This window comes from Mumia sp. zg.B17 (assembly GCF_019550915.1).
Taxonomy (GTDB): Bacteria; Actinomycetota; Actinomycetes; order Propionibacteriales; family Nocardioidaceae; genus Mumia.
Genome location: NZ_JAHWCI010000006.1, coordinates 513,552 through 525,232 on the forward strand (window position 1 = coordinate 513,552; position 11,681 = coordinate 525,232).

An 11,681-nucleotide genomic window follows, 5' to 3' on the forward strand; every position below is an offset into this window, starting at 1 on the left:
TCCGACCGCTCACCTGTGGACAAGCAGCACGGACATCAGCCTGGGGGCGCTCAGCCCAGCGACGGCATCTGCGCCGAGACCGTGACGGCGAGCAGACCTGGACCGACATGGGCGCCGATGACCGCACCGACCTCCATGACGTCGATCGACTCGCGCCCCAACGACTCCCCGAGACGCTCAGCCAGAGCCCGCGCCTGCGCGTCCGCATCGAGGTGCTGCACCGCGACGTCCACCTCGTCACCGTGGCTCGCGACGGCCTGTGCCGTGAGCTCCTCGAGACGGGCGATGGCGCGCGTCGAGGTCCGGACCTTCTCGATCGGCCGCACCCGTCCGTCCTTCACCCCGAGGATGGGCTTCACCGACAGGGCGGAGCCGAGCAGCGCGGATGCCGTCCCGATGCGACCGCCTCGGCGCAGATAGTCGAGCGTCGCGACGTAGAAGTACGTCGTCGCGCGTTCCGACCGGTCGCGGGCAGCCTTGGCGACGTCGTCGGCGGACTTCCCCGCGTCGCGCGCGTCCGCGGCAGTCAGCACGGCGTACCCGGTGGCCATCCCGACCTGGAGGCTGTCGACGCAGGTGACCGGCACGGTGCAGTCCTGCGCGGCCAGCTGCGCCGACTCCAGCGTCGCGGAGACCCGGGAGCTGAGGTGCACGGAGACGATCGCTTCCGCACCTCGTTCGGCCAGGCCGGCGTAGACGCGGGAGAAGCGCTCGGGCGCGGGCCGCGAGGTGCCGACGGCGCGCCCCGCACGAAGCGCCCGCGCGAGGTCGGCCGACGTGACGTCGAGACCCTCGGTGTACGAGCGGCCGTCCACGACGACCTCGAGCGGCACGACCGTGACGTCACGCGCCGACGCGATGTCGACCGACAGCGATGCCGTCGAGTCGGTGACGATGGCGAGGGTCATGGGGGTGAGGGTAGTCGGACTCTCTCTGAAGCACCCCCGGTCCGGTGCCGGGCTCCCCTGACCGGATGTCATCGAAGCGACGGGACGCGAGCCCAGGAGGAGCACCAGCGCGGCGCCTCGCGATGTGATCGTTAACACCCGAGAGGTTGTCATGACACGGCCCGCCCGCGCGGGCGGGCACCGCCGCCAGGACGGCCACCTTGCGCGGCAGCGCGTGTGACCGCGTGTGCCGAGGCGAGAGGCGGGCGGCGGTGACGGCCATGACCTGCGCTGATGCCGTGATCGAGCCAACTCGCACCCTTCCCGTACGGACTGCAGCCAGGACCGCCGCGCGCCCGTCGGGCGACGGCGAACTGCCACGCCTCTTGACGGCAGCGAATGTGAGCGTTAACAATCTCTTCTTATCAGTGTGGCGTCCGTCACATTGAGAGCGACTGGGGAGCAGTTGTCCGCCTGCGCCCCTGGCCCGCACCAGAGCCGGTGCCGGCCCCGTAGACGGAGGAACCTCATGATCAGGAGAGTGAGCGCAGCCGCCGTCGGCGCCGTGCTCGTCGGCAGCCTCGCCGCGTGCGGGGGCGGCGACAGCAGCGACGCGTCGGACGACGACAGCATCACCATGGGCTTCGCCCAGGTCGGCGCCGAGAGCGGGTGGCGCACAGCCAACACGAAGTCCATCAAGGACACCGCGAAGCAAGAGGGCGTGACCCTCAAGTTCTCCGACGCCCAGCAGAAGCAGGAGAACCAGATCAAGGCCATCCGGTCCTACATCCAGCAGAAGGTCGACGTGATCGCCTTCAGCCCGGTGGTTGAGACGGGGTGGGACACCGTCCTCCAGGAAGCCAAGCGGGCCAAGATCCCGGTGATCCTCACCGACCGCTCGGTCGACTCCGACGACACGTCACTGTACGAGACCTTCCTGGGCTCCGACTTCGTCCTCGAAGGCGAGAAGGCCGGCGACTGGCTCGTCGAGAACGCCGACGCAGCAGACACCGACACCAACGGCTCGATCAACGTGGTCCAGCTCGAGGGGACGACCGGCGCGGCACCCGCGATCGATCGAGCCGACGGATTCAAGGAGAAGATCGGCGCGGACCCGAGGATCGAGGTCACTGCGTCGCAGACCGGTGACTTCACCCGCGACGGGGGCAAGAAGGTCATGGAGTCGTTCCTGAAGTCGCAGCCGGACATCGACGTGGTCTATGCCCACAACGACGACATGGGGCTCGGCGCCATCGAGGCCATCGAGGCGGCCGGCAAGAAGCCCGGGACCGACATCAAGATCATCACCGTCGACGCCGTCAAGGACGGGATGACGGCGCTGTCCCAGGGCAAGATCAACTTCATCGTCGAGTGCAACCCGTTGCTCGGCCCGCAGCTGATGGACCTCGCCCAGAAAGTCGTCGCCGGCGAGGAGGTGCCCGAGCGCGTGGTCACCGAGGAGACGACGTTCGACCAGGAGCAGGCCAAGGCTGCGCTGCCCGACCGTCAGTACTGAGCGCTGACAGCCGGTCGGCGCCACCGCCGACCGGCTGCCCGGCCGCCACACCCGTCCCGACACGAGGCGAGGACTCGAGATGACCCACATGTCCGCCGACGCGTACCCCTCCTCGGGGACGTCGCCCCGGGGACGGACGCCGGTCGACCCGGTGGTCCAGATGACCGGGATCACGATCAGGTTCCCCGGGGTGACGGCGCTCGACGACGTCGACTTCCGGCTGTTCCCGGGAGAGGTGCACGCACTGTTGGGCGAGAACGGCGCGGGGAAGTCGACGTTGATCAAGGCCCTCACCGGCGTGTACGCGACCGACTCGGGCACGATCTGGGTCGGTGGAGCCGAGCATGCCTTCACCGGGCCCGCGGCTGCGCAGGACGCAGGGGTGAGCACGGTCTACCAAGAGGTCAACCTCTGCACCAACCTGAGCGTGGCCGAGAACATGCTCCTCGGTCGGGAGCCTCGTCGGCTGGGGCGCATCGACCACCGGGGGATGAACCGTCGCGCGAGCGAGGTGCTCGGCCGGCTCGGGCTCGACATCTCGCCCCGTTCCCGCCTCGGTGACCATCCGATCGCCGTGCAGCAACTGGTCGCGATCGGTCGTGCGGTGGACATCGAGGCCCGCGTCCTCGTGCTCGACGAGCCGACGGCAAGCCTCGACAGCGAGGAGGTCGCCAAGCTGTTCGAGGTCGTCCGGTCCCTGCGCTCCCAAGGTGTCGCGATCCTCTTCGTCTCCCACTTCCTCGAGCAGGTCTTCGCGATCTCCGACCGGATGACCGTGCTCCGCAACGGTCGCATCGTCGGTGAGCACCTCACGCGTGACGTCACGCGCCTGGAGCTCGTCGAGGAGATGCTCGGGCGCGAGCTCGAGGTCCTCGAGCGGCTGCACCGTGAGCCCTCCCGCCAGCCGGACGAACGCCGTACGCCCGTCCTGCGCGCGAGGGGTCTGGGGCGCAAGGGGTCGCTCGCCCCGACCGACCTCGACGTCTACGACGGTGAGGTGATCGGTATCGCGGGCCTGCTGGGCTCGGGCCGCACCGAGCTGGCGCGGCTCCTGTTCGGTGCCGACGCCTCGGACAGCGGAAGCGTCGAGGTTCGCGGGCGACGGGTCGCGCTTCGGTCACCGCGTCGGGCCGTGGACCACAAGATCGGCTTCTCCAGCGAGAACCGCCGTTCCGAGGGGGTGATCGGCGACCTCACGGTCGCCGAGAACATGATGCTCGGTCTGCAGGCCGCTCGCGGCTGGCTCCGTCCGGTGCCACCACGTACCCGCGACCAGCTCGTGATCAAGCACCTCGAGATGCTCGACATCCGCCCGGCGAACCCGGACGCGCTGATGCGCAACCTCAGCGGTGGCAACCAGCAGAAGGTGCTGCTCGCGCGGTGGCTGATCATGCAGCCCGACGTGCTTCTGCTCGACGAGCCCACCCGCGGCATCGACGTGGGCGCCAAGGCACAGATCCAGCAGGTCGTCGACGATCTCGCGTACGAAGGGATGGGCATCGTCTTCATCTCGGCCGAGCTCGAGGAGGTGCTGCGGCTGAGCGACCGGCTGGTGGTGATGCGCGACCGTCACAAGGTCGATGAGATCCCGAACACCGGGGTGACCACCGACGACCTCATGGCGATCATCGCGCGTGAGGAGGAGTCCGCCCGTGCGTGACCTCGCCCGGCACCGCCTCTTCTGGCCCGTGCTCGCACTGGTCCTCCTGCTCGCCGTCAACGTGGCCGCCACGCCGTCGTTCCTCCAGATCCGGATGCAGGACGGCCACCTCTACGGGAGCCTCGTCGACATCGCCCGCAACGGCGCGCCCGTGCTCCTGGTCGCCCTGGGCATGACCCTGGTCATCGCGACCCGCGGCATCGACCTGTCGGTCGGGGCCATCGCGGCCATCGCGGGCGCGGTCGCGTGCGTCCATCTCGCCGGGTCCCCCGCCCCCGCGTCGACCGGGACCGCGATCACCGCGGTCACGCTCGCCCTCGCCGTGTGTGTCCTCCTCGGCCTCTGGAACGGCTTCCTCGTGTCGGTGCTCGGGATCCAACCCATCATCGCGACGCTCGTGCTCATGACCGCCGGGCGCGGCCTCGCGATGCTGGTCACCGGAGGCCAGATCACCACGGTGAACAACTCCTTCTTCCGAGGACTCGGCGCCGGCTACCTCCTGACGCTCCCGATCGCGGTCCTCATCGCCATGGCGGTGTTCGCGGTCACCGCGCTGGTCACCCGCCGTACCGCGCTCGGGATGCTGGTCGAGTCCGTCGGGGTCAATCCCGAGGCGAGTCGGCTCGCCGGCGTGCGCTCACGGACGATCCTGTGGACCGTCTACGTCTTCTCTGCGTTCTGCGCCGGCCTGGCCGGACTGATGATCGCGGCCAACACCAGCGCGGCCGACGCGAACAACGCCGGTCTGTGGATCGAGCTCGACGCGATCCTCGCCGTCGTCATCGGGGGTACGTCGCTGGCCGGCGGGAGGTTCTCGCTGGCGGGGACGTTGGTGGGCGCCTTGTTCATCCAGACGCTCTCGACCACCATCCCGACCATCGGCATCCCGGCGGAGACCAACTACCTCTTCAAGGCCGTCGTCGTCATCGCGGTCTGCCTCCTCCAGTCGCCCAAGGCACGGGCTGCGGTCTGGCGTCGTCGACGCGACCGATCCGCCCTCGTGAGAGCAGGTCGAGCATGAGCACCGTGACCAGGCCGGAGATCGCCACGCGCTCCCTCGCCGACCGGGTGAAGGGCTACTCCCCTCCGTCCCAGCTGCTCCCCGTCCTGGCGACGTTCGCCCTGCTCGTCGGGATGTTCGGAGTCGGCGCGGTCCGCTACGAGGGCTTCGCCTCGCCTCAGGTCGTCCTCAACCTCTTCGTGGACAACGCGTTCCTCATCGTGCTCGCGGTCGGCATGACGTTCGTCATCCTGACCGGCGGCATCGACCTGTCGGTCGGCTCGGTCGTCGCCCTGTCGACGATGATCGCGGCGGCGACGTTGCGCGCCGGCTGGCCGCCGGCGCTGGCGATCCTGGCGGTCCTGCTCACCGGGACCGCGCTCGGGCTGGCGATGGGCCTGGTCATCCACTACTTCGAGGTGCAGCCGTTCATCGCGACGCTGGCGGGGATGTTCCTGGCCCGCGGGCTCTGCTACCTCATCAGCGTGAAGTCGATCCCGATCAGGGACGAGACGTTCCAGTCGATCTCCGCTGCGTCGATCACGCTTCCCGGGGAGCTCTACGTGACCCCGACGGTGTTGATCGCGCTCGCCGTGGTGCTCGCCGCGGCGTGGGTGCTGCACCTGACCCGCTTCGGGCGCAGCGTGTACGCCGTCGGCGGGAGCGAGGCCTCTGCGGTGCTGATGGGTCTGTCCGTCGCACGCGTGAAGGTGGGCGTGTACGCGATCAGCGGCTTCTGCTCCTCGCTCGGCGGCCTGCTCTTCTCCCTCTACATGCTCTCCGGCTACAGCCTGCACGCGGTCGGCATGGAGCTCGATGCCATCGCCGCGGTCGTGATCGGTGGCACGCTGCTGACCGGTGGGTACGGGCTGGTGATCGGCTCGCTCCTCGGGGTGCTGGTGCTCGGCACCATCCAGACGTTCATCTCCTTCGACGGGACACTGAGCTCGTGGTGGACGCGGATCTCGATCGGCGCGCTGCTGCTCGTCTTCGTCGTCCTGCAACGCTTCTTCAACCGCCGGGAGATCTCGTGAGCACCGATCGTCAGAGCCCACCGGTGATGGCGGACGTGGCCCGGGCTGCGGGGGTCTCCCACCAGACCGTCTCCCGCGTCATCAACGGCTCCCCCAACATCCGCCCGTCCACCCGTGAGCGCGTCGAGTCGGTGATCCGCCAGCTGGGCTACCGACCCAACACCGCCGCGCGGGCACTGGTCACTCGACGGTCCTCGACGATCGGCATCATCAGCACCGGCAGCGGCCTGTACGGGCCCAACAGCATCCACCGCACGGTCGAGGACGCCGCCCGCGGTGCGGGATGGTTCGCCGGGTCCGTGAGCCTCGCGTCGGTCACCGAGTCCACGCTCACCGACGCGATCGACCACCTGCTGCGCCAAGCGGTCGAGGGGATCGTCATGATCGCCGGGCAGGTCGAGGCCCTCGAGCTGGTGAGCCGCCAGGACTTCGGAGTGCCGTTCGTCGTGGTCGAGGGCGACCTCTCGAAGGCGCCGAACGTCGTCGGGGTCGACCAGCGTGCGGGGGCGTACGCAGCCACGTCGCACCTGGTCGAGCTCGGTCACACGCGGATCGCCCACGTACGGGGTCCCCGCAGCTGGACGGAGGCCGACGGACGTGAGACCGGATGGCGGGAAGCCCTCGCCGACGCGCGGCTCGACCCGGGCACGCTGCTGCTCGGCGACTGGTCGGCCCGCAGCGGCTATGCCGCAGGCAGGACGCTCGTCGCCGCCCAGGAGACGACGGCCGTCTTCGTCGCCAACGACCAGATGGCGATCGGCCTGCTTCGCGCCTATCAGGAGGGCGGACGCCCGGCACCGCAGCACGTCAGCGTGGTCGGCTTCGACGACACTCCAGAGGCGGAGTACCTGCAGCCACCCCTCACGACGGTCCGGCAGGACTTCGCCGAGGTCGGCCGTCGGGCGATCGCGTTCCTCGACGCCGGCATCAAGGGGGTCGAGCCCCCGCTCGAGCGCCTCGTCTCCCCCGACGTGATCCTGCGCGCGAGCACCGCGCGCCCGTACCGGCCGGAGGTGTCCTCGTGAGCAGGGCAGAGTACGTGGTGGGGGTCGACTTCGGGACGCTGTCAGGTCGCGCGCTCGTCGTCGCGGTCGACGACGGCCGAGAGGTGGCGAGCGCGGAGTCCGTCTACGCCCACGGGGTCGTCACCGACGCGCTGCCGGGACGACCGGAGCGGCGGCTGCCGCCCGCCTGGGCGCTCCAGGTGCCGTCCGACTACATCGACGTCCTTCGGACGGCCGTGCCCGAAGCGATCCGGCAGGCCGGCATCGACCCCGCCGACGTGATCGCGATCGGCACCGACTTCACCGCGTGCACGATGGTGCCGACCACCGCCGACGGCACCCCGCTGTGCGAGGTGGAAGGGTTCGAGGACCGCCCGCACGCGTACGTCAAGCTCTGGAAGCACCATGCGGCGCAGCCGCAGGCCGACCGCATCAACGCGTTGGCCGCCGAGCGCGACGAGCCGTGGCTGTCCCGGTACGGAGGACTGATCTCGTCCGAGTGGGAGTTCGCCAAAGGGCTCCAGGTGCTCGAGGAGGATCCGGAGGTCTACGCCGCGATGGACCGGTGGGTGGAGGCGTCGGACTGGATCGTCTGGCAGCTCTGCGCGACGTACGTGCGCAACGCGGGCGCCACCGGCTACAAGGCGATCTATCAGGACGGGCGCTATCCGGACACAGACTTCCTCACGACCCTCCATCCCGCGTTCGGTGGGTTCGTCGACGACCACGTCGATCAGCCGGTCGCCGAGCTCGGAGAGGCGGCGGGCACGTTGACGGCCGCCGCGTCGGCGTGGACCGGCCTGCCGGAGGGCATCCCGGTCGCCGTGGGCACCGTCGACGCGCACGTGAGCGCGCCGGCGGCACAGGCGATCGACGACGGTCAGATGGTCGCGATCATGGGGACCTCGACGTGCCACGTGATGAGCTCGTCGGTCCTCCGCGAGGTCCCGGGGATGTGCGGCGTGGTCGACGGCGGCATCGTGCCGGGACGCTGGGGCTACGAGGCGGGCCAGAGCGGCGTCGGTGACATCTTCGCCTGGTTCGTCGACCACGGGGTGCCGCCGTACGTGCACGAGGCTGCGGCCGCGGCGGGGGTTACCGTCCACGAGCACCTCAGCGCGCTCGCGGCGGAGCAGGCCGTCGGTGAGCACGGTCTCGTCGCGCTCGACTGGCACAGCGGCAACCGCTCGGTCCTCGTCGACCACGACCTCTCCGCCGTCGTGCTCGGCCAGACCCTCGCGACGCGCCCCGAGGACGTCTACCGCGCGCTCGTCGAGGCGACCGCGTTCGGGACGCGCACGATCATCGATGCGTTCGGGCGCAGCGGGGTGCCCGTCGAGGAGCTGGTGGTCGCGGGTGGTCTGGTCCGCAACGCGATGCTGATGCAGATCTACTCCGACGTGACCGGGCTCCCGCTGTCCGTGGTCGGGTCGGCACAAGGCCCCGCCTTGGGCGCCGCACTCCATGCCGCCGTCGCGGCCGGCGCGTACGCGGACATACGCGCTGCCGCGAAGGCGATGGGGTCGGTGCGCAAGGCGGTCTACGTCCCCGACGAGGAGCGTGCGCGTGCGTACGACCGGCTCTATGCCGAGTACGTCACGCTGCACGACTACTTCGGTCGGGGTGGCAATGACGTGATGCACCGGCTGCGCACCCTGCGAGACGACGCCTCACGATCACGCGGAGGTGCCCGATGACGGTCGCCGATGAGGTCCGCCGGACCATCGAGAGGTTGCGCCGCGAGGTGTGCGACCTGCACGCCGAGCTGACGCGCTACGGCCTCGTCGTGTGGACGGCTGGCAACGTCTCGGCGCGGGTCCCCGGTGAGGACGCGTTGGTGATCAAGCCCAGCGGGGTCGCGTACGACGCGCTGACCCCGGAGTCGATCGTCGTCACGGACCTGCACGGCCGGTTGCTCGACGGTGACCTGGCTCCGTCCAGCGACACGGCCGCGCACGCCTACGTCTATCGCCACCGACCGGACGTCAACGGCGTCGTGCACACCCACTCGACCTACGCGACGGCGTGGGCGGCGCGCGGCGAGCCGATCCCGTGCACGCTGACGATGATCGCCGACGAGTTCGGCGGGGAGATCCCGATCGGTCCGTTCGCGCTGATCGGCGACGACTCGATCGGTCGCGGCATCGTCGTCACGCTGGCACGGAGCCGGTCGCGCGCGGTCCTGATGCGCAACCACGGCGTCTTCGCGGTCGGCGCGGATGCGTTGGAGGCGGTGAAGACCGCCGTGATGTGCGAGGACGTCGCTCGGACCGTCCACATCAGCCGCCAGATCGGGGAGCCGGTGCAGATCGCCCCTGCGGACGTCGATCGCCTCTACGAGCGCTACCAGAACGCCTACGGCCAGGGGGCCGGAGAGAGAGAACACCGATGACCGATCGCGTCTTGTGGTTCCTGACCGGCAGCCAGACCCTCTACGGCGAGGACACCCTCCGCCAGGTCGCCGCCCAGTCGCGCGACATCGCCGACGCGCTCGACCGCACCGACGACCTGGCGCTCCCGGTGGTGTGGAAGCCCGTCCTGACCTCGTCCGACGCCATCCGCCGCCTCGTGCTCGAGGCCAACGCCGACGACGCCTGCGCCGGCCTCGTGGCGTGGATGCACACCTTCTCGCCGGCGAAGATGTGGATCTCCGGCCTCGACGCGCTCGCGAAGCCGCTCCTCCACCTGCACACGCAGCACCACGTCGAGATCCCGTGGGCGACGATCGACATGGACTTCATGAACCTCAACCAAGCGGCGCACGGCGACCGCGAGTTCGGGTTCGTGCAGACCAGGCTCGGCATCCCCCGCAAGACCGTCGCCGGCCACGTCACCGATCCCGCCGTCGGCGCCCGGGTCGCGACCTGGGCGCGCGCGGCGGCGGCGTTCGCCGACCTCCGCTCCCTGCGGCTGGCGCGCTTCGGCGACAACATGCGTGACGTCGCTGTCACCGAGGGCGACAAGGTGGAGGCCGAGCTGCGCCTCGGAGTCTCGGTCAACACCTACGGCGTGAACGACCTGGTCGCCGTCGTCGACCAGGTCGGCGACGAGGAGGTCACCAAGCTCGTCGCCGAGTACGACGACCTCTACGCCGTCGCCCCCGCTCTGCGCGCCGACGGTGAGCAGCGCGCCGCACTGCGGTATGCCGCTCGGCTCGAGGCCGGCCTGCGGGCCTTCCTCATCGAGGGCGGATTCGGTGCGTTCACCACCAACTTCGAGGATCTCGGAGGTTTGCGGCAGCTCCCGGGCATCGCCGTCCAGCGGCTGATGGCCGACGGCTACGGCTTCGGCGGCGAGGGCGACTGGAAGACGGCGGCGCTGGTCCGGGCGACCAAGGCGATGGCGGGCGGCCGGCCGGGCGGCACCTCGTTCATGGAGGACTACACGTACAGCCTGGCGCCGGGCCGGATGAAGTCCCTCGGCGCCCACATGCTGGAGGTCTGCCCGAGCCTCACCACGGAGCGCCCGACCGTCGAGGTTCATCCGTTGTCGATGGGAGGGCGGGAGGATCCGGTGCGCCTCCGCTTCGTGGCCGATCCCGGCGAGGGCATCGTCGTCGGTCTCTCCGACCAGGGCGACCGGTTCCGCCTGAGCGCCAACGACGTCACGCTGGTGGAGCCCGACGAGCCGCTCCCCCGGCTCCCCGTCGCCTGCGCGGTGTGGGAGGCCCACCCGTCGCTGACGGCGGCGGCCGAGGCCTGGCTGATGACGGGCGGGCCGCACCACACGGTCCTCACGACCGCGGTCGGGTTCGAGGAGTTCGACGACCTGGCCGAGATGCTGCGCACCGAGATCGTCCACATCGACGCCTCGACCACGACGCGCGGGCTGCGCCACGAGCTGCGTTGGAACCAGGCCTACTACCGGCTCGCCGCAGGGTTCTGACCGTCGTCACCAGCGGCGTGGCGTTCGCGGAACAGCGCGGCGTGGACGATGCGTCGCAGCGCGAGGATGACGGGCTCGACGAGCACCGTCCCGAGCACGACGTCCTGGACCACGGTGGCCACCGGATCCTGGGCGCCGCTGCCGTCGGGCTCGACCGACGCGACCTCGCGCCGAGCGATCGCCGCGACCTGCTCGGCGTACCGGCCGACCGCCTCCGCGTCGAGCGGCCGTCCCGCCGCCTCGAGACCGGCGAGCGCCGCTTCGAGCTGGGCCACCGCCGCTGATCCGGGATCGTGGGCGAGGCCGATGGCTTCGAGCGCCGCCGTGGCGCGGGCGTACGGTGGTTCGTCGCGGACGTACGGCGGCAGGGCCGCGAGCGCGTCACCCACCGCCGCGTACGGGTCGGGACCTGGGTCGTCGATGACCGCCAGCACGGCGCGGACCTTGGCCAGCGGAAGCCCGCCGACCTCGACGAGCGAGCGGACCAGGCGGAGCCTCTGGAGGTGGCCCTCGTCGTACGTCGCCTGCGTCGCGCTCGTCGATCGACCGGGCGGGAGCAGGCCCTCGCGCAGGTAGTACTTGATCGTCGCGACGGCGACGCCGGATGCGTGGGCGAGCTCGGAGATCCTCACGACGTGTCCCCTTCGAGAAGTCCCTTAACGTACTGGAGAGTATCACTATCTAATATTGGATAG

Annotated in this window: 10 protein-coding genes; 8 read left to right on the top strand and 2 right to left on the bottom strand. The window is 70.2% G+C overall.

Annotated elements, in window-relative coordinates; genetic code table 11:
- Nucleotides 1-50 precede the first annotated feature (50 nt).
- Complete coding sequence (locus KV097_RS10920; protein ID WP_220365865.1) at nucleotides 51-908, bottom strand: DegV family protein; 858 nt, start codon at nucleotides 906-908, stop codon at nucleotides 51-53.
- A 520-nt stretch (nucleotides 909-1,428) separates the two neighbouring features.
- On the opposite strand from KV097_RS10920, the gene KV097_RS10925 reads away from it, so the two are divergent.
- The 8 genes from KV097_RS10925 to araA all read left to right on the top strand — a co-directional run bounded on the left by KV097_RS10925 (nucleotide 1,429) and on the right by araA (nucleotide 10,986).
- Nucleotides 1,429-2,403, top strand: coding sequence for an ABC transporter substrate-binding protein (locus KV097_RS10925; protein WP_301021690.1), 975 nt, complete (start codon nucleotides 1,429-1,431; stop codon nucleotides 2,401-2,403).
- A gap of 79 nt (nucleotides 2,404-2,482) precedes the next feature.
- On the top strand, nucleotides 2,483-4,063 hold the full coding sequence (locus KV097_RS10930) for a sugar ABC transporter ATP-binding protein (protein ID WP_255559412.1): 1,581 nt from the start codon (nucleotides 2,483-2,485) through the stop codon (nucleotides 4,061-4,063).
- Nucleotides 4,056-5,084 carry an ABC transporter permease gene (locus tag KV097_RS10935; protein WP_301021688.1) on the top strand — a complete coding sequence of 343 codons (1,029 nt, stop codon included), beginning with the start codon at nucleotides 4,056-4,058 and terminating at the stop codon, nucleotides 5,082-5,084. The genes KV097_RS10930 and KV097_RS10935 overlap by 8 nt, the downstream gene beginning before the upstream one ends.
- Nucleotides 5,081-6,097, top strand: a complete 1,017-nt coding sequence (yjfF, locus tag KV097_RS10940) for a galactofuranose ABC transporter, permease protein YjfF (RefSeq protein ID WP_220365866.1) — start codon at nucleotides 5,081-5,083, stop codon at nucleotides 6,095-6,097. Before KV097_RS10935 ends, yjfF begins: the two co-directional genes overlap by 4 nt.
- Nucleotides 6,094-7,122, top strand: coding sequence for a LacI family DNA-binding transcriptional regulator (locus tag KV097_RS10945; RefSeq protein WP_301021687.1), 1,029 nt, complete (start codon nucleotides 6,094-6,096; stop codon nucleotides 7,120-7,122). The genes yjfF and KV097_RS10945 overlap by 4 nt, the downstream gene beginning before the upstream one ends.
- Nucleotides 7,119-8,798: a ribulokinase gene (gene araB / locus KV097_RS10950; RefSeq protein ID WP_220365867.1), complete on the top strand. Its 1,680-nt coding sequence runs from the start codon at nucleotides 7,119-7,121 to the stop codon at nucleotides 8,796-8,798. Before KV097_RS10945 ends, araB begins: the two co-directional genes overlap by 4 nt.
- Nucleotides 8,795-9,493: an L-ribulose-5-phosphate 4-epimerase gene (locus KV097_RS10955; protein WP_220344191.1), complete on the top strand. Its 699-nt coding sequence runs from the start codon at nucleotides 8,795-8,797 to the stop codon at nucleotides 9,491-9,493. Before araB ends, KV097_RS10955 begins: the two co-directional genes overlap by 4 nt.
- The gene (gene araA, locus KV097_RS10960) at nucleotides 9,490-10,986 is read left to right on the top strand and encodes an L-arabinose isomerase (protein ID WP_220365868.1); all 1,497 of its coding nucleotides are present in this window, start codon (nucleotides 9,490-9,492) and stop codon (nucleotides 10,984-10,986) included. Before KV097_RS10955 ends, araA begins: the two co-directional genes overlap by 4 nt.
- On the opposite strand, the gene KV097_RS10965 is transcribed toward araA, so the two are convergent.
- Nucleotides 10,962-11,618 (bottom strand): MerR family transcriptional regulator, encoded by a 657-nt coding sequence (locus tag KV097_RS10965; RefSeq protein ID WP_220365869.1) that lies wholly within the window; start codon nucleotides 11,616-11,618, stop codon nucleotides 10,962-10,964. The genes araA and KV097_RS10965 overlap by 25 nt on opposite strands.
- Nucleotides 11,619-11,681 lie beyond the last annotated feature (63 nt).

What these genes read in the sequence shown, in the direction of transcription:
- KV097_RS10920 (WP_220365865.1), bottom strand. Translation starts at nt 908, where the DNA reads ATGACCCTCGCCATCGTCACCGACTCGACGGCATCGCTGTCGGTCGAC.
- KV097_RS10930 (WP_255559412.1), top strand. Translation starts at nt 2,483, where the DNA reads ATGACCCACATGTCCGCCGACGCGTACCCCTCCTCGGGGACGTCGCCC.
- yjfF (WP_220365866.1), top strand. Translation starts at nt 5,081, where the DNA reads ATGAGCACCGTGACCAGGCCGGAGATCGCCACGCGCTCCCTCGCCGAC.
- KV097_RS10955 (WP_220344191.1), top strand. Translation starts at nt 8,795, where the DNA reads ATGACGGTCGCCGATGAGGTCCGCCGGACCATCGAGAGGTTGCGCCGC.
- araA (WP_220365868.1), top strand. Translation starts at nt 9,490, where the DNA reads ATGACCGATCGCGTCTTGTGGTTCCTGACCGGCAGCCAGACCCTCTAC.